The organism is Streptomyces sp. NPDC049954 (assembly GCF_040656295.1).
GTDB lineage: Bacteria > Actinomycetota > Actinomycetes > Streptomycetales > Streptomycetaceae > Streptomyces.
This window is the reverse complement of sequence record NZ_JBFALS010000001.1, coordinates 176,000-194,249: the sequence shown is the minus strand read 5'-3', so window position 1 is coordinate 194,249 and position 18,250 is coordinate 176,000. Positions and strand designations below refer to the sequence as shown.

Genomic DNA, 18,250 nt, shown 5'->3' with positions numbered 1-18,250 from the left:
ACCCCACGAATCCCGGGTCAACCAGCCGAGCAACAACCACCAAAACAAAATTAAACCAAACGACCACCACAACAGCCCACCCCCCCCACACCAACCCGCACCCCGACCCCGTCCGGGGCCCCCGCCGCCCGCCCCGGGCCGGCGGGCGCGGACGCCCCACGGGCTCCGCGCCCGCGTCGCCCCGTCCGCCAGGAGGACGCCGTGCGCTCACGCCACCCCTCGGTCCCCGCCGCGCTCGCCGGTGCCGGCCTCGCCGTCCTCGCCCTGGTCTGCGGCGCCTGCGGCACCGAACAGCGCAGCCTCGGCGCGGTGAACGGCCCCCTGCTCCAGCCCGCGGCGGAACGGGGACCCGACGCCTTCACCGCCGGCAGCGTGCTCGGCACCCCGCCGCCGCTCACCCGTACGGAGCAGCCGGTGCCCACCGGCACGGCGGACGACACCCGGGCCGCCCGGGTCGCCGGGGACAGCCCCGGCCTGTACGCGGGAACCGCGGCGCGCGGCAGTTGCGACGTGGCGCGCCAGACACGGCTGCTCGCGCAGGACCGGCCCCGGGCCACCGCCTTCGCCCGCGCCTCGGGCGTCGCCGCGGACGGCCTCGACCGCTACCTCGACGACCTCACCCCGGTCACGCTGCGCAGCGACACCCTCGTCACCTCCCACGGCTACCGCGGCCAGGAGGTCACCGAGTACCCGGCCGTCCTCCAGGCCGGCACCGCCGTCCTCGTCGACGCCCGCGGGGTGCCCCGGGTGCGCTGCGCGTGCGGCAACCCCCTCGGCGAAGCCGAGGGCGACTCGGTCCACGGCCACCGCGGCACCGCGTGGAGCGGCTACCGCGCCGAGCGGGTGCACTCCGTGACACCCGCGAGCCGGCCGCTGCCCGTCCTCGTCCTGGCCGACCCCGCGCACGGTCTGTACCTGGAGCGGCCGGTCGGCGACGACGGCGGCCACGACCGGACCGTGCCGGCCCCGAAGCACACCCCGAAGCCGCCGCCCGAGCCCGAGCCGAGCGCACCGGACAGCCCGAGCCCGGACTCCACCAAGCCCTGGGAGTCCACCCCGCCGCCCACCCGGCCCGACGAGGAGGAGACGCCGGAGGGCGGGGAGGAGACGGCGCGCCCGGCCCACCTGCTCTCCCGCCCCGCGCACGGCTGAGCGGACCGCCCGCTCCGCCTCACGCGATGTTCGTCGTGCCGTCAGGACCCGACAGGCACACGAAGGCCACGAGCAGGGCCGCGCTCAGGTCCTCCGCCACCGCGGCGAGCGGGTCGGGGGCTCCGCACAGCGAGAAGCTCTTGCGCCAGGCCGCGCCCAGCAGCGCCCCGCCGAGCGCGGCCGCGGCCCCCGTGGCGGCGGCGACCGGGACATCGCGGCCGCGCCCCTCCCGTCCGGCCACGGCCGCGCAGGCGAGGGCGCCGGACGCGAGCCGGGGCAGCAGCCCCTTCGCGGCGAGACGGCTCGGGGCGGCGGGGGCCTTGTCGGTGACCGATTCGCCCACCGCCCCCAGAGCGCACAGCGTCTTCGCCGCCCGCCCCCGAAACAGGGAGGCGGGCGGGGCGGTCTCGTCGCGGCGGGTGGTCAGCGCCACGCCCGCCAGCCCGTACTGACTGCGCATCCCGGAGGCCACACCGAGCAGGACGGCGCGCGGATCGAGGGCCGGGCACATCCGGGAGGCACCGGAGGCGAGCACGGAGAACACGGGGGAGGGCACAGGGGTCATGCCGCCCACCCTCCCCGGCCCGCCGCACCGCGAAACCGCGCCCCCGCCCGTCCGGGTGAGCGCCGCGCGGGCCGTCCCCCGGCCGGGCGCGAGAGCACCGGCCCACCGTCACGGCTTGCTGAAGCGCACCCGCATGAGGCGCTGGCTCCCGTCGTCCGGGTGGAAGTACGTCAGGTACTGCGTCAGCCCGCCGTCGCGCGCGTACTCGGGGTGCGCGAACAGCGCGTAGTCGCTCCGCTTGCCGCCCTTCGTGTGCCCGGCCGTGCGCGGATCGCTCCACGGGCCGTAGGGCGAACCGCCCACCTGGTACCGCACCTCGTCGCTCCCGTACGGCAGATACACGTTGACGTACGCGGACAGCGCCCGGTCGTAGAACACGCTCTGTCCCGCGGAACCGGCCCCCACCACGGGCCGGGCGGCGCCCGGGTCCGGGGACCAGCCGTCTCCCGTGCAAAACCGCCAGGCCGAACGGTCCTCGACCGAGGCGAGCGGAACACGCGCCACCGCGCAGCCGTGGTACGAGCAGTCCCCGTACACGTACACCGTCTCCCCGACCACGAGAGCCGCCGCGCTGAAGCCCTGCCCGTCCGGGAAGAACATCGTGGGGTCGGCTCCCTCGACGCCGCGCACCCCCGGGCCGTGCGCGGCCTCCAGCCGGGTCACCCGGTGGGTGCGCATGTCGAGCGCGGCGATCCCCGTACCGAGGCCCTTGCCCAGCTCACCCGAGCAGGGCGTGCCGTCCTTCCCGCCCCGGCACAGCTTCCCGTACATGACCAGCACGCGGTGGCGGGCCGGGTCGGAGATCACCGGGCCCGGCCAGAACCCGAACCGCGCCCCGCAGTACTGGTCCTGCTCCGCCGTGCAGCCGCCGTCCTCACCGTGCTGCTTCTCGAACGCCCGCTCCGCCGCCGTACGGGGCAGCAGCTCCACCGGCCGGCCCTGCGCGGAGGTCGTGAACGGGCTCGTGGAGCGCAGGTCGATCCCGTCCGAGGCGTCCAGATCGGCCGTGGCCGCACCGGAGTTGGACAGGAATCCCCAGGGGTCGCGCAGCGTCGTGTCGTCGAAGATCCACAGTGAGCGGCCCTCGTACAGGGTGCTCTGCCCGTTGTCACGGGCCCCGACCGCCGGGTTCTGGCGGACCGTGCCGAGATCGCCGCCCGAGGCGGCCGGAACCTTCGGCACCTTCGTGGAGAAGGGCGGCACGGCCGGAGCCTGCACCCGGGGGCTCACGGCCCGGTGGCGGGGGCTCGCCGAGGCGGAGGCCTTACGGGGCGGGTCCTCGGGGCGCGCCGTGCTCGAATCCAGCTGGGGACCGTGGGTCTTCGGCGACGGCGGGACGGTCGCCGGAGCCGGTGCGGTGGTCCGTGCGCGGGCCGCCGTCGCCTCGACCTCGTCGGTGCCCGTGCCGTTCGCGGCGGTCCACAGTCCGCCCGCGAGTACCGCGGCGGCGCCCGCCGCCCCTGCCGTGACCGTCCACCGCGCCCGCCCGGGCCGCCCGCCGTGCGGCGCCCGCCGGGGCGCGGAGTGCGCCGAGTGCCGACCGGGACCGGGGGAGGGGGCGTGCGAGGCGGCCGAGTGGGGCAAGGAGTGCCGCGTGGCGCTCAGTCCGTGACGGAGCCAGTGCCTGGCGGAGGCCGGCGGAACCAGCAGCGGGAAGCCGGCGAGGAGTTGCTCGGGGGCGACCAGACGACGGCCACTGCCGCCACAGGTCCGGCAGTCCCGCACATGCCGCGCCAGCCGCTTGCGTACCAGGGGGCCGGCCACCGGTTCCCCGCCGTCCACGCAACGGGCCAGCTCCGGGCAGCGGGGTGCGACGGCGAGCGCGCGCACCAGCCGACGGCACACGTCCAGCTGGCCGCGCATCCGCTGGAGACGGACCGCCAGATGGGGGCCGCTCAGCCCGGTCGCCCGGGCCAGTTCCTCGCGGTCCAGCCGACCGGTGACCTCCAGCCACCACAGCGACAACAGCTCGCGGTAACCGGGATCGAGCCACTGGACCGCCTCGGCGAACTGCCGCTGCTCCCGGGTCAGCGCGTCGCGCAGACTCACCAGCGCGGCGAGATCCGGCTCCGGAGCACCCAGCGCCTCCTCGGACGTCTCGGCCGCCCGCAGCCGCCGCGTGCCGGCCGCGCGCCTGGCCTCGGTGAGCGAACGCAGCGCGATGGTCACCACCCACGAGCGGAACCGCGACTGCTCGCGCACCTCCGGCAGACCGCGCACGATCCGCAGCATCGTCTCCTGCACGACGTCGTCCACGTCCAGGTCACGGTCGGCGGCGCGGCCGACGAGCTGGTAGACGAGGTGCAGACAGCCGGTGAGCAACTCCTCCTCGGCACGGGCATCGCCGCCGAGCGCGGCGGCCACGAGCCGTCCGTCGGGGAAACGAGAGTCTGACATGGTGCGGCAATCCTCACTACGACCGGTTCGGGCCTCCCCGGTTGCCGGGGACACCTCTGTCGCCACCGCAGACGGACCACGGCCCGGCGCATAACACTTTCTCCCGGCGCCCCGCCCCGCCCGCACCCGGCCCCGCCCCGCCCGCACCCGGCCCCCTCCCGTCACAGCGTGTGCGAGACCCCTGGACAGCCCCCGCCGTCCGTGCTGTCATACCGCCGATTCCCCGTTTCCAACGTTGCAAGGAACGAGCGCCCGGGGTCCGCGCCAGGACCGCGCGCACCCCGAACAGATCTGCCGAGCCGACAGGACACAGGAGCCCCCCACCATGCACCTGAACCGCAGACAGTTCGTCTCCACCTCGGTGGCCGCCTCGGCCGCCCTCGTGCTCAGCGGCCGGTACGCCGGCACCGCGACCGCCGCGGGGGCCAAGGCCCGGCCCGCGCCCGGCGGTCACTACACCCCGAACGCCGCGCCGCTCGCGCCCACCGCCTTCCTGCGCCTGCCGCCCCAGGCCGTCACCGCGAAGGGCTGGCTCGCCACCCAGCTCGGCAAGGAACTGGACGGCCTGTGCGGGCGCTACGCCGACACCTCCCACTTCCTGGACTTCGACACCACCGGCTGGGTCCACCCGGAGAAGGAGGGCTGGGAGGAACTGCCGTACTGGCTGCGCGGATACGTCGACCTGGCCGTCGTCACCCGGGACGGCGCGGCGCTGGCCGAGGTGCGCCGCTGGATGGACGCGATCCTCGCCACCCGGCAGGACGACGGCTTCTTCGGGCCCACCCGGCTGCGCACCTCCCTGAACGGCGGCCCGGACTTCTGGCCCTTCCTCCCGCTGATCCAGGCGATGCGCTCGTGGCAGGAGTACGACGGCGACGAGCGCGTCGTGCCCCTGCTCACCGGCTTCTTCCGGTACATGAACGCCCAGGGCCCCGGCGCCTTCAACACCAGCTGGGTGTCGCTGCGCTGGGGCGACGGGCTGGACAGCGTCTACTGGCTCTACAACCGCACCGGCGACGCCTTCCTGCTGGACCTCGTCGACAAGATCCACGCGAACGGCGCCGACTGGTCCGCGCGACTGGCCAGCCCGCACAACGTCAACATCGCCCAGGGCTTCCGCGAACCCGCCCAGTACGCGCTGCGCAGCAAAGCGCAGGCCGATACCCGCGCCTCCTACGACACCTACCGACTCGCCCTGGCGCACGGCCAGTTCCCCGGTGGCGGCTTCGCGGGGGACGAGAACATCCGGGAGGGGCACGACGACCCTCGGCAGGGCTTCGAGAGCTGCGGCATCGTCGAGTTCATGGCCAGCCACCAGCTCCTGACCCGCCTCACCGGGGACCCGCTGTGGGCCGACCGCTGCGAGGACCTCGCCTTCAACTCGCTGCCGGCCGCGCTCGATCCCTCGGGCAAGGCCATCCACTACGTCACCAGCGCCAACAGCGTCGACCTCGACGACCGGGTCAAGACCGACCGGCAGTTCCAGAACGGCTTCGCGATGCAGGCGTACCTGCCCGGCGTCGACCAGTACCGCTGCTGCCCGCACAACTACGGCATGGGCTGGCCGTACTTCACCGAGGAACTGTGGCTCGCCACCCCCGACCGGGGCCTGGCCGCCGCGATGTACGCGCCCAGCGAGGTCACCGCGACCGTGGCCGACGGCAGCGAGGTGACCGTCACCGAGGACACCGAGTACCCCTTCGGCGACACCGTCACCTTCACCGTCCACACGGCGAAGAAGGTCTCCTTCCCGCTCCAACTGCGCATCCCCGCCTGGTGCGAGGACGCGCGGCTCACCGTCGCGGGCAGCCCCGTGGACGCCCCGGCGGGGCCCGCCTTCACCCGCGTCGAGCGCACCTGGTCGGACGGCGACACCGTCGTCCTGACCCTGCCCCAGCGCACCGCCGTGCGCACCTGGCAGGACAACCACGACGCGGTCAGCGTCGACCGGGGCCCGCTCACGTACTCCCTGCGCATCGGCGAGACGTACGAACGCATCGGCGGCAGCGACCAGTTCCCCGAGTACGCCGTGCACGCGAGCGGCCCGTGGAACTACGGACTCGTCCTCGACGCGGCCGATCCCACCGCCGGTCTGCGGACCGGCCGGCGACGGACGAAGGCGGCGGCCGACCCCTTCACCCTGGAGGGGACGCCGCTCACCCTCACAGCCCGCGCCCGCCGGCTGCCCGACTGGAGCGCCGACGCCCAACAGGTGGTGTGGCCGCTCCAGGACAGCCCCGCGCGCACCGCGGAACCCGTGGAGACGGTCACGCTCGTACCCATGGGCGCCGCCCGGCTGCGCGTCACCGCCTTCCCCACCGCGAGCACCTCGGGGCACGCCTGGCTGAGCCAGAAGTGGTACCGGCTGCGCAACAAGCACAGCGGGAAGGTGCTCGGCGTCGACACCATGTCCACCGCGAACTCGGCGCACGTCGTGCAGTTCGACGACAACGGCACCGACGACCACCTGTGGGAGCCCGTCCCGGAGGGCGACGGCTGGTACCGGCTGCGCAACAAGCACAGCGGGAAGGTGCTCGGCGTCGACAACATGTCCACCGCGAACTCGGCGCACGTCGTGCAGTTCGACGACAGCGACACCGACGACCACCTGTGGCAGTTCGTCCCGGACACGGGTGACGGGGTCTTCCGGCTGCGCAACCGGCACTCCGGGAAGGTCCTCGGTGTCGACAACATGTCCACGGCCAACTCGGCGCACGTCGTGCAGTTCGAGGACAGCGGCACGGACGACCACGTGTGGGAACTGCTGAGCTGAGGGGAGCGCCGGCGGGGGTGGGGGCGGAACCGGAACCGCCCCCACCCCCGCCGCCCCGCGCCCGCCCGCTGGAGCCATCCTTGTCCAGACCATTGACGGGTGCATGACCGCTCTCTAGCTTCAGGGAGCGAACGTTCCCGCAGGGGCGCGACAACGTTGTCCGAACGGTGAGGGATGGCATGACGAGAAGTACGCGCACAGGAGACACGCACAGAGGGCGGAGACGGGTCATCACCCTCGTGCTCGCGCTGCTCGCGGCGCTGGGCATGAGCTGGGGGGCCGGGTTACCGGCGACGGCCGCCGGAAGCGGGACGCGGGCCGCCGCCGCGACCGCCATCACGGTGGACGGCGCCGGGGGTGGCCGTACCTTCGACGGGATCGGTGCCATCAGCGGCGGAGGCGGCAACTCGCGGCTGCTGATCGACTATCCGAAGGCTCAGCGCGATCAGATCCTCGACTACCTGTTCACACCGAACTACGGCGCCAACCTCCAGCTCCTCAAACTGGAGATCGGCGGGGACGCGAACTCCACCGACGGCTCGGAGCCCTCGACCCAGCACACCCGGGGACAGGTCAACTGCGACGCGGGGTACGAGTTCTGGCTCGCCGAGGAGGCGAAGGCCCGCAACCCCGACATCGGCCTCTACGGTCTGGCCTGGACGGCGCCGGGCTGGATCAACGGCGGTTTCTGGTCCGACGACACGATCGACTACCTGATCACCTGGCTGGACTGCGCCAAGCAGCACGACCTGGGCATCAAGTACCTCGGCGGCTGGAACGAGCGCGGTCACAACGTCGACTGGTACGTCAAACTGCGCAAGGCGCTGAACGACCACGGCTACTCCGGGGTGCAGATCGTCGCGAACGACAGCGGGTGGGAGGTCGCCGACGACATGGCGAAGAACCCCGCCTTCCGGGACGCCGTGTCGGTCATCGGCGCGCACTACCCGTGCGGCTACGGAAACGACGACATCGCGAAGACCTGCTCGTCGAGCCAGGCCGCGCGCGACAGCGGAAAACCGCTGTGGGCGAGCGAGGGCGGCTCGAACGACATGGACAGCGGGACCCCGGCGCTGATCCGAGCCATCACCCGCGGCTACACCGACGCCCGGATGACCAGCTACTTCAACTGGCCGCTCATCGCGGCTCTCTACCAGAACCTGCCGTACTCGACGGTCGGCCTGATGACCGCGGGCTCCCCGTGGTCCGGCAACTACCGGGTGGGCGCGAGCACCTGGGCGACCGCGCAGGTCACCCAGTTCACCAAGCCGGGCTGGAAGTTCATCGACTCCGGCTCCGGCTACCTGGACGGGTCGGAGAACAACGGCAGTTACGTGACGCTGAAGTCCCCGAGCGGCGGTGACTGGTCGACGGTTCTGGAGACCACGACGGCCACCGGCGCGCAGACCGCGAACATCGCGGTCCGGGGCGGGCTGAAGACCGGGACCCTGCACGTGTGGGCCACCAAGGTCAACGGGCCGAGCGAGGCCACCTCCTTCGTCCACACCCAGGACGTCAACGCCTCGGGCGGCACCTACTCCCTGAACCTCCAGCCCGGCTACGTCTACACCGTCACCACGACCACCGGCCAGGGCAAGGGGACGGCGACCGCGCCGGCCGCGCACCAGCTCGCGCTGCCGTACAACGACACCTTCGACCGCGTCGCGACCAACGGCCAGGCCAAGTACCTCTCCGACATGCAGGGCGCCTACGAGGGCCGGCCCTGCGTGGACGGCCGCTCCGGACAGTGCGTGCAGCAGGTGGCGCCCGTCCGGCCGATCCTGTGGCAGGACGACTCGGACGCCTACACCCTGGTCGGTGATCCGACCTGGAGCAACTACACCGTCAAGGTGGACGTCGACATGAAACAGGCGGGGACGGTGACGCTGCTGGGACGCGCGAACACCCAGAACCGTCCGCAGAGCCATCAGGCCGCCTACCAGCTGAGGGTCAGCGACACCGGTTCCTGGTCGATCGCCAAGAACTCCAGCGGCGGCGTCCTGTCCACCCTGGCCTCGGGCACCCGTTCCGGACTCGGCCTGAACAGCTGGCACACGCTGTCGCTCGGCTTCTCGGGCGACCGGATCACCGCCTCGGCGGACGGCATGACGCTCGGTACCGTCAACGACAGTTCGTTCCAGAAGGGACAGGTCGGCTTCGGGGTCGTCGGCTACCAGACGAACCTGTTCGACAACCTCTCCGTCACCGCGAACGCCCCCGGGAACGTCGGCGGCGTCCTGAAGGGCAGGGACTCCGGACTCTGCGTCGACGTGCCGGCCGCCTCGCACACCAACTCCACCCCGGTCGCGCTGTGGGACTGCACGGGCGCCGGGAACCAGACCTGGACGGCGACCCCGTCCAAGCAGCTCACGGTCTACGGCGACAAGTGCCTCGACGCGAACGCGGGCGGTACCGCCAACGGCACGGTCGTGCAGATCTACGACTGCAACGGCACCGCGGGCCAGCAGTGGACGGTCCGGGACGACGGCAGCGTCGTGGGAGTGGCCTCGGGCAAGTGCCTGGACGCGAAGGACGCCGGCACCGCGAACGGGACCGGGATCGTCCTGTGGACCTGCAACGGGGGCGGCAACCAGACCTGGGCGCGGGGCGCCACGAGCGGCATCCTGAAGGGCCAGGAGTCCGGCAAGTGCGTCGACGTGCCGGCCGCGAGCAAGGACAACGGGACCCGGCCCGCGCTGTGGGACTGCAACAACGGCAGCAACCAGGCGTGGACCAGCACCACGTCCAACCAGCTCACGGTCTTCGACAGCAAGTGCCTGGAGGCCGCCGGCGGGGCCACCGCCGACGGGACCGCCGTGCAGATCTACGACTGCAACGGCAGCGCGAGCCAGCAGTGGCGGGTACGGGCGGACGGCACCGTCGTCGGGGTCGCCTCCGGGAAGTGCGTCGACGCCGACGCGCACGGCACGGCCAACGGCACCCAACTGGTGCTGTGGGCCTGCTCGGGCGCGGCCAACCAGAAGTGGGCCCGGTCCTGACCAAGCGGCGGGCGGGTCGCTGAGAAGCGGGCCGCCCGCCGCCTCGCGGTGTGCCCGGACCCTGAGGTCCGCGCACGCCGCGAGGCGTCGGCGGGTCCCCTCAGTTCCCGTCCGCCGTGCGCGGGCCGGGCGTCACCGCGTCCTCGCCGGGGAGGGGGATCCAGCGGTGCGACCAGGACACCACCGCGTCCAGGACGGGGGCGAGTTCGCGGCCCTTCCCGGTCAGCTCGTACTCCACGCGCACGGGGGTGTCGGCCACCACCCGGCGTACGACGAGATCCTCCGCCTCCAGGGTGCGCAGCCGCTGGGCGAGCATCGTGTCACTCAGGCCCGGTACCGCCTGCCTGATGTGCGAGTACTGGTGGTGCCCGGTGAACAGCGCGCGCAGGATGGCGCCCGTCCACCGGGCGCCGATCAGCTCGATCGCCTGGTGGAAGCGCGTGCAGACGCGATGGATCTCGTCGTCGCTCATCCTCAGACCTTACGCAGCGGGAGTAGCGCGTCGCTGACCCGGACCAGCTCGTCCAGCATCGCCTTGGCCCCCGCCTCCATCACGTCGTTCGCCTCGATGCGGCCGTCCTTGAGGAACTGCTGCACGAAGGGGATCGAGACGGCCTCGGGGAGCGGGGTCATCTTCAGCGTCGTCACCACCTGCTTGATCATCTGGGCGGCGCGGGTGCCGGCCGAGACGCCACCGTAGCTGACCAGGCCGACCGGCTTGTGGGCCCATTCGGCGTGCAGGTAGTCGATCGCGTTCTTCAGCTCGGCGTTGAAACCGTAGTTGTACTCCGGCATGACGAACACGAAGGCGTCGGACGCGTCGACCTTGGCGCTCCAGCGGCGCGTGTGGTCGTGCACGTACTGGCGAAGACGCGGGTGGTTCGGCTCGTCCATGAACGGCAGCCCCTCCTCGGCCAGGTCCACCAGCTCCACCTCGCCGAAGCCGCCGTGCTGCCGCGCGAACGCGTCGATCCACTGGCCCACCGGGAGTCCGATCCGGCCGGGGCGGGTGCTGGCGATGACGATGCTGAGCTTCGACATGAAGAGAGACCTTCTGCTTCCTGGTTCCGTGGTGCCGCTTATTTACTCAGCTAAGTAAAGTCACTAAGAATAAATTAGTCAACTCGAGGAGAGGTGAAAGCCGGGAGAGGGTGAAAAATCGATATATGGACCCGGCGATGGGAAGGTGGCTCCATGGCCGAACCGGGAGCGACTGCCCAGCCGGCGCCGGAGGACTGGCCGGCCGGCCCGAACCCCATCCTGGCCATGAACAGGATGGGCAGCTTCGACTGGGACCTCGACAGCGGCCGCATGCACCTCGACAGCCAGGCGCTGGCGATCTTCGGCGTGACCTCCGAGAGCTACGACGGGCTCGCCACCACGGCCTCGTCCAAGATGCCGGCCGCCGAACGCGACCGCATGGGCAACATGATCAAGGACATGATCCGCGGGGGCTCCGAGACCTACGCCGCCTACTTCCAGGTGCGCCGCCCCGAGGGCGGACTGCGCTGGACGCACACCCAGGGCACCATCCGCCGCGACTCCACCGGCCGCGCCCGCCGCGTCTTCGGCATCGTCCGGGACGCCACCCAGGAACTCAGCGACACCACCGCCCGCCGCGAGCAGGCCGCGGAACTGCGCCGCCAGACCGGCATCGTGCAGCGCACCACCGCGGCCCTCGCCTCGGCGCGCACCGTCAGGGACGTCATCGACGTGCTCCAGGAACGCCACGGTCTCGCCCGGCTCGGCGCGGACGACCTCGTCATGGGACTCCTGGAGGACGGCCGCATCCGCCTCGTCGCCGACGGCCCCCAGGGCGGCTACGTGCCCGGCACCCGCTGGACCCGGGTCGAGGACCCGTACCCCATGAGCGACGTCATCAGGACCCTGCGGCCCGCCTTCCTCGGCACCCCGGAAGCCTTCTCCGGGGCCTATCCCGCGCTGTGGCCCCAGATCGAGGGGCTCGGCCTGTCCGCGGCCGCCTACCTCCCGCTCGTCGCCCAGGGCGAGCCCATCGGCTCGATCGGCCTGCTCTACCGCGACAAGCGCGGATTCACCGCCGAGGAGCGCAACGTACTCGTCGCCCTCGGCAGCAGCCTCGCCCAGAGCCTCCAGCGCGCCGTGCTCTACGAGCAGGAGAAGGACCTCGCCCAGCACCTCCAGCACGCCATGCTGCCGCGCACCATCCCCGCGGTCTCGGGCGCCGACCTCGTCGTCCGCTACCGCGCGGCCCGGCACGGGCGGGACATCGGCGGCGACTGGTACGACGTGATCCCGCTGCCCGGCGGCCGGATCGGAGCCGTCATCGGCGACGTCCAGGGGCACGACACCCACGCCGCCGCCGTCATGGGCCAGCTGCGCATCGTCCTGCGCGCCTACGCCGCCGAGGGCCACCCGCCCGCCACCGTCATGGCCCGCACCTCCGCCTTCCTCAACGAACTGGACACCGACCGCTTCGCGACCTGCCTGTACGCCGAGGCCGACCTGTCCACCGGGGTCCTCCAGCTCGTCCGGGCCGGCCACCTCGACCCGGTCGTCGCCGGCCCCGACGGCACGGCCCGGCGCGTCCCCGTCGAGGGCGGGATGCCCCTGGGCCTGAGCACGCAGTTCGGCTCGCTCGGCTACCCGGTGTCCACCCTCGAACTCGACCTCGGGGCGACCCTCCTGCTGTGCACCGACGGACTCGTCGAACAGCCGGGGACCGACCTCGACGACGGCATCAAGGCGCTCATCGCCCAGGTCAGCGCGGGACCGCACGATCTGCGGCTGCTCGCCGACCAGCTCACCGCGACCGTCGAGGAGCGCGGCGGCGAGGACGACGCGGCACTCCTCCTGCTGCGCCGCCGCGCCGCCGGCACCCCCCACTACGGCGGACGGCTCCAGCAGTGCGTGTCCCCGGGCGAACCGCGCGACCTGCCCGAGGCCCGCCACCTCATCCGCTCCTCCGCCCACGCGTGGGGCGGCGGCGAACGCGGGGACGCGGCCGAACTCGTCGCCGACGAACTCATCACCAACGCGCTCACCCACACCGACGGACCGTGCGTCGTGACCCTCCGCATCCTCCGGAACGGTCCGGACCGCCGCCTGCGCATCGAGGTCGAGGACGCCTCCAGCGTCCTCCCGCGCCGCCGGCCGACCCGCCCCGACGGGGTCACGGGCCGCGGACTGCTGCTCGTGGACCTGCTCGCCGACGACTGGGGCGTCGAGGGCCGGGGCAACGGCAAGTGCGTGTGGTGCGAGTTCGTGATCCCCGCCCGCGCGGGCCGGACACCGCGGCCCTGACGGCGGGGTCCGCAGGCCACGACGCGTACGAGCGGGACCGCCGCCGGCGGCCTCCGCTCGCCCCCGCGCCCCCGAGGCGGCACCCTGGGAACATGCCCGAGCTGCCCGAGGTCGAGGCCCTGCGGGGTTTCCTCGACGACCACCTCGTCGGTCACACCGTGACGCGTGTCCTGCCCGTCGCGATCAACGTCCTCAAGACGTACGACCCACCGCTCACCGCCCTGGAGGGGCGCGAGGTCACCTCGGTGCGGCGCCACGGCAAGTTCCTCGACATCGGGACCGGCGACGGACCGCACCTCGTGACCCACCTCGCCCGGGCCGGCTGGGTGCGGTGGCAGGACCGCCTCCCCGAGACGCCACCGCGCCCCGGCAAGGGCCCCCTCGCGCTGCGCGTCGCCCTGGAGGACGGTCAGGGCTTCGACCTCACCGAGGCCGGCACCCAGAAACGTCTCGCCGTGTACGTCACCGAGGACCCGCTACAGGTCCCCGGCATCGCCCGGCTCGGACCCGATCCGCTCGCCGACGACTTCGACCGCGAGGCCTTCGCCGCGCTGCTGCACGGGGAGCGCAGACAGCTCAAGGGCGCCCTGCGCGACCAGAGCCTGATCGCCGGGGTCGGCAACGCCTACAGCGACGAGATCCTGCACGCCGCCAGGATGTCCCCCTTCAAGAACGCCGGCCGGCTCACCGAGGAGGAGACCACCCGCCTCCACGAAGCCCTGCGCACGACGCTGACGGAGGCCGTGGAACGCTCGCGCGGGCTCGCCGCCGGCCGGCTGAAGGCCGAGAAGAAGAGCGGACTGCGCGTCCACGGCCGCACTGGCGAGCCCTGCCCCGTGTGCGGCGACACGATCCGCGAGGTCTCCTTCGCCGACTCCTCCCTCCAGTACTGCCCCACCTGCCAGACCGGCGGGAAGCCCCTCGCCGACCGCAGACTCTCCCGCCTGCTGAAATGACCGCCGCGACAAGGCGGGGCCGGGGCACGCCCATTGGCCGTGCCCCGGGCACCCCCTACACTCCACCGACATGCTGCGCGTACTGGCTGTGGACGACGAGGAACCCGCGCTCGCCGAACTGCTCTACCTGCTGCGGGCCGACCCCCGGGTGGCCAGCGCCGAGGGAGCGACGGACGCGACCGGGGCCCTGCGCCGGCTCGGCCACGCCCTCGGCACCGGCGAACACGGTGAAGCGCCGGGCGCGGGCGCCATCGACGTGCTGTTCCTCGACATCCGGATGGCCGGGCTCACCGGTCTGGACGTGGCCCGGCTGCTCGCCGGATTCGCCCGCCCGCCGCTCATCGTCTTCGTCACCGCCCACGAGGACTTCGCGGTACGCGCCTTCGACCTGAAGGCCGTCGACTACGTCCTCAAACCGGTGCGCAGGGAACGGCTCGCCGAGGCCGTACGCCGCGTCGTGGAGCAGACCGAGGCCCGCGACCAGCAGCGCCGCCCCGCCGCGCTGCCCGCGACCACCGCCGCCGAACACGTCCCGGTCGAACTGGGCGGCGTGACCCGGCTCGTCCCGGTCGCCGACATCGCGTACGCCGAGGCGCAGGGCGACTACGCGCGCCTGCACACCGGTGAGGGCAGCCACCTCGTACGCATCCCGCTCTCCACCCTGGAGGAGCGCTGGCAGCCGCACGGCTTCGTCCGCATCCACCGCAGCCACCTCGTCGCCCTGCACCGCATCGAGGAACTGCGCATGGACGGCGGCGGGATGAGCGTGCGCATCGGCGGGGCCGAACTGTCCGTCTCCCGGCGGCACGCCAGCCGGCTGCGCGAACTCCTCGTCGAACGGGCCGGGGGGTAGGACGGACGCACCCGGACGCCCCGGGCCGACGGAGCGCACTTCCCCCTCCGGCAGCCACCCGCCTACACTCCGCCCGTGCCCGCAGAGCAAGCGCCCCGGCGTGAAGTCGTGACGGGGGAGCCCAGGACCGTGCGCCGGCTCCCCGGGCGGCGCACCCCCTCGGAGATCCACGAGCAGACCACCCTCGGAGCCGCCTACGTGCGCTCCCTCATGCGCAGCCAACTACGCACCGGACTGGCCGCGTTCGCCGTCCTCGCGCTGCCCGTGACGACCCTTCCGCTGTTCTTCGGGGCGCTGCGCAACGCCACCGTCGTATGGGCCGTCCTCGGCTTCGGCTGCTACCCCTTCCTCGTCCTGATCGCCTGGGCCTACGTACGCCGCGCCGAACGCAACGAGCGGGACTTCGTGCGCCTCGTGCGCGGCGCCGAACGCCCGCGGGACCCGGCGCGGACGCGGGGGCCGGACGCACCGTGAACCAGGCGTACGCGATCCCGGCGGTCGCCGTCGTGGTCCTCGCGACCGTGCTCATCGGCGGCTTCGGCCTGCGCGTCTCCCGCACCACCTCCGACTTCTACGTCGCCTCCCGCACCGTCGGGCCCACCCTCAACGCCGCCGCCATCAGCGGCGAGTACCTGTCCGCGGCCTCCTTCCTCGGCATCGCGGGCCTCGTGCTCCTGCACGGCCCGGACATGCTGTGGTACCCGGTCGGCTACACCGCCGGCTACCTCGTCCTGCTCGTCTTCGTCGCCGCCCCGCTGCGCCGCTCGGGCGCCTACACCCTGCCGGACTTCGCGGAGGGGCGACTGGAGTCCTCGGGCGTGCGGCGGACGGTCAGCGGCTGCGTCGTCGGCGTCGGCTGGCTCTACCTGCTGCCCCAGCTCCAGGGCGCGGGGCTCACCCTCCAGATCCTCACCGGCTCGCCCCGCTGGTTCGGCGGGGCGCTCGTCGCGGCCGTGGTGATCCTGTCCGTCGCGGCCGGCGGCATGCGCAGCATCACGTTCGTCCAGGCCTTCCAGTACTGGCTCAAACTCACCGCGCTGCTCGTACCCGCCTTCTTCCTGCTGCTGGCCTGGCACGGCGACCCGGGCACCCCCGCCGAGCCGGGCGCCGACCTCGCCTCGTGGGGCGGTGCCGGCGCCGACCAGCCGCTCGCCACCAGCCGCGCCGACCATCCGCTGTACGCGACCTACGGGCTCATCGTCGCGACCTTCCTCGGCACCATGGGCCTGCCGCACGTCGTGGTGCGCTTCTACACGAGCCCCGACGGGCGCACCGCGCGCCGCACCACCGTCGTCGTCCTCGCCCTGATCGGTGCCTTCTACCTGCTGCCCCCGCTGTACGGCTGGCTCGGCACGCTCTACGCCCCCGAGTTGAGCGCCCCCGGGACCACCGACGCCGCCGACGCCACCGTCCTGCTGCTGCCCGGCCGGGTCGTCGGAGGGCTGGGCGGGGACCTGCTCGGCGCGCTCGTGGCGGGCGGCGCCTTCGCCGCCTTCCTGTCCACCGCCTCCGGGCTGACGATGGCCGTCACCGGGGTGCTCACCCAGGACGTGCTGCCACCGCGCGGACTGCGGCACTTCCGGCTCGCGACCGTGCTCTCCGTCGCCGTCCCGCTCGGCGGCACCCTGCTCGTCGACGGCGTCCCCGTGGCCGACGCCGTCGGCATGGCCTTCGCCGTGTCGGCCTCCTCGTTCTGCCCGCTGCTCGTCCTCGGCATCTGGTGGCGGCGGCTGACCCCGCCGGGCGCCGTCGCCGGGCTCCTCGCGGGCGGTGGCTCCGCGATGCTCGCGGTGGCCCTCACCGTCGCCGGACTCGTCCGCCACGGCTGGCTGCACACCCTCCTCGCCTGGCCCGCCGTGTGGTCGGTGCCGGTCGGCTTCCTCGCGATGATCCTGGTCTCCCTCGCCACCCCGGGGAGCGTCCCGCCGCACACCAGCGCCACCATGACCCGCCTGCACCTGCCCGAATCGCTGAGCGCCGACGAGGACCCGGCGGGCGGGCAGCGGTGAGCGCGGCCCGCCAGGAAGGACTTCCGACGTGACCGCGACCGCCCTGCTGCTCGCGCTGTGTCCCGTGCTGCTGGCCGGCGGGTTCCTGCTCGGACGGCGCACCGCGCACCCGGCCGGCCGCAGCGACCTCGGCACCCCCGTGGAACGCGCGACCTTCGACACCCTGCACACCGCCTCGCTCGCCGCGCCCCCGCTGCGCGCCGGACTGACCGAGGACAGCGCCCGCAAGGCGCTGCGCCGCCTGCGCTCCCTGCTCGGCACCGACGCGCTGTGCCTCACCGACCGGGGCCGGGTGCTGGCCTGGGACGGGCACGGGGAGCACCACGCGCGGCGGGTCATGGAGCACGTGGCCGCCGTCCTCGACTCGGGGCGCGGCGCCGCCTTCGCCTGCGGCTGCGGAAACCCGGACTGCCCGCTGCGCTGGGCGGTCGCCGCGCCCGTCGTCGTCGAACACCGGGTGCTCGGCGCCCTGGTGACCTACGCGCCGCGCGAGTCGGCGGTACTGGCCCGGGCCGCCGACGAGGTGGCCCGCTGGGTCTCGGTGCAGCTCGAACTCGCCGAACTGGACAACTCCCGCACCCGGCTCATCGAGGCGGAGATCAGGGCGCTGCGGGCGCAGATCTCCCCGCACTTCATCTTCAACTCCCTCGCCGCCATCGCCTCCTTCGTGCGCACCGACCCCGAGCGTGCCCGTGAACTGCTGCTGGAGTTCGCCGACTTCACCCGCTACTCGTTCCGCAGCCACGGCGACTTCACGACGCTCGCCGACGAACTGCACTCCATCGACCAGTACCTGGCGCTGGTCCGCGCCCGCTTCGGCGACCGGCTCTCGGTCACCCTCCAGATCGCGCCCGAGGTGCTGCCCGTGACCCTGCCCTTCCTGTGCCTGCAGCCGCTCGTGGAGAACGCCGTCAAGCACGGGCTGGAAGGCGCGGTGACCCGCAGCCGCATCACCATCGGCGCACGGGACGCGGGGGCGGAGGCCGAGGTGGTCATCGAGGACGACGGGGTCGGCATGGAACCGGAGCGGCTGCGCCGCATCCTGCGCGGCGAGGGCGGCCCGTCCACCGGCATCGGGCTGCTCAACGTGGACGAGCGGCTGCGCCAGGTCTTCGGCGACGCGTACGGACTGGTCATCGAGACGGGGGTGGGGGCCGGCACCCGCATCACGGTACGGCTGCCCAAGTACCGTCCCGGAGTGCACTCCACGCCGAGGACGGCGCGCCGCCAGGAGAGCTGAGCGGGGTGCCCGGCCCCGCCCGCC

General features: G+C 73.2%; 13 protein-coding genes. 9 read left to right on the top strand and 4 right to left on the bottom strand.

Annotated elements, in window-relative coordinates; translation table 11 throughout:
* Nucleotides 1–201 precede the first annotated feature (201 nt).
* Nucleotides 202–1,152, top strand: a complete 951-nt coding sequence (locus tag AB0J21_RS00850; protein WP_363143583.1) for a DUF6777 domain-containing protein — start codon at nucleotides 202–204, stop codon at nucleotides 1,150–1,152.
* Nucleotides 1,153–1,171: 19 nt separating this feature from the next.
* Here the strand turns inward: AB0J21_RS00850 and AB0J21_RS00845 are convergent, their stop codons facing one another.
* Together AB0J21_RS00845 and AB0J21_RS00840 are read right to left on the bottom strand one after the other, a co-directional pair.
* Nucleotides 1,172–1,717: a hypothetical protein gene (locus AB0J21_RS00845; protein ID WP_363143582.1), complete on the bottom strand. Its 546-nt coding sequence runs from the start codon at nucleotides 1,715–1,717 to the stop codon at nucleotides 1,172–1,174.
* A 108-nt stretch (nucleotides 1,718–1,825) separates the two neighbouring features.
* The gene (locus AB0J21_RS00840) at nucleotides 1,826–4,114 is read right to left on the bottom strand and encodes a sigma-70 family RNA polymerase sigma factor (RefSeq protein WP_363143581.1); all 2,289 of its coding nucleotides are present in this window, start codon (nucleotides 4,112–4,114) and stop codon (nucleotides 1,826–1,828) included.
* A gap of 325 nt (nucleotides 4,115–4,439) precedes the next feature.
* On the opposite strand from AB0J21_RS00840, the gene AB0J21_RS00835 reads away from it, so the two are divergent.
* Nucleotides 4,440–6,887, top strand: a complete 2,448-nt coding sequence (locus tag AB0J21_RS00835) for an RICIN domain-containing protein (RefSeq protein WP_363143580.1) — start codon at nucleotides 4,440–4,442, stop codon at nucleotides 6,885–6,887.
* Between the two features lie 179 nt (nucleotides 6,888–7,066).
* Nucleotides 7,067–9,886 carry a ricin-type beta-trefoil lectin domain protein gene (locus tag AB0J21_RS00830; protein ID WP_363143579.1) on the top strand — a complete coding sequence of 940 codons (2,820 nt, stop codon included), beginning with the start codon at nucleotides 7,067–7,069 and terminating at the stop codon, nucleotides 9,884–9,886.
* A gap of 100 nt (nucleotides 9,887–9,986) precedes the next feature.
* On the opposite strand, the gene AB0J21_RS00825 is transcribed toward AB0J21_RS00830, so the two are convergent.
* Both AB0J21_RS00825 and AB0J21_RS00820 read right to left on the bottom strand, forming a co-directional pair.
* Nucleotides 9,987–10,358, bottom strand: coding sequence for a helix-turn-helix domain-containing protein (locus tag AB0J21_RS00825; protein WP_363143578.1), 372 nt, complete (start codon nucleotides 10,356–10,358; stop codon nucleotides 9,987–9,989).
* 2 nt (nucleotides 10,359–10,360) lie between these two features.
* Nucleotides 10,361–10,927, bottom strand: coding sequence for an NAD(P)H-dependent oxidoreductase (locus AB0J21_RS00820; protein ID WP_363143577.1), 567 nt, complete (start codon nucleotides 10,925–10,927; stop codon nucleotides 10,361–10,363).
* 153 nt (nucleotides 10,928–11,080) lie between these two features.
* Here AB0J21_RS00820 and AB0J21_RS00815 point away from each other — a divergent pair, with 153 nt between their 5' ends.
* From AB0J21_RS00815 to AB0J21_RS00790, 6 genes are all read left to right on the top strand, one after another.
* Nucleotides 11,081–13,168 carry a SpoIIE family protein phosphatase gene (locus AB0J21_RS00815; RefSeq protein WP_363143576.1) on the top strand — a complete coding sequence of 696 codons (2,088 nt, stop codon included), beginning with the start codon at nucleotides 11,081–11,083 and terminating at the stop codon, nucleotides 13,166–13,168.
* Nucleotides 13,169–13,260: 92 nt separating this feature from the next.
* The gene (locus AB0J21_RS00810; protein WP_363143575.1) at nucleotides 13,261–14,124 is read left to right on the top strand and encodes a DNA-formamidopyrimidine glycosylase family protein; all 864 of its coding nucleotides are present in this window, start codon (nucleotides 13,261–13,263) and stop codon (nucleotides 14,122–14,124) included.
* Between the two features lie 70 nt (nucleotides 14,125–14,194).
* A complete protein-coding gene (locus AB0J21_RS00805; RefSeq protein ID WP_363143574.1) occupies nucleotides 14,195–14,977 on the top strand; it encodes a LytTR family DNA-binding domain-containing protein in 783 nt (260 codons plus the stop codon).
* Between the two features lie 75 nt (nucleotides 14,978–15,052).
* Nucleotides 15,053–15,451, top strand: coding sequence for a hypothetical protein (locus AB0J21_RS00800; protein WP_363143573.1), 399 nt, complete (start codon nucleotides 15,053–15,055; stop codon nucleotides 15,449–15,451).
* The gene (locus AB0J21_RS00795; RefSeq protein WP_363143572.1) at nucleotides 15,448–16,986 is read left to right on the top strand and encodes a cation acetate symporter; all 1,539 of its coding nucleotides are present in this window, start codon (nucleotides 15,448–15,450) and stop codon (nucleotides 16,984–16,986) included. The genes AB0J21_RS00800 and AB0J21_RS00795 overlap by 4 nt, the downstream gene beginning before the upstream one ends.
* Nucleotides 16,987–17,014: 28 nt before the next feature.
* Nucleotides 17,015–18,226 (top strand): histidine kinase, encoded by a 1,212-nt coding sequence (locus tag AB0J21_RS00790; protein WP_363143571.1) that lies wholly within the window; start codon nucleotides 17,015–17,017, stop codon nucleotides 18,224–18,226.
* The last annotated feature ends 24 nt before the right edge of the window (nucleotides 18,227–18,250 follow it).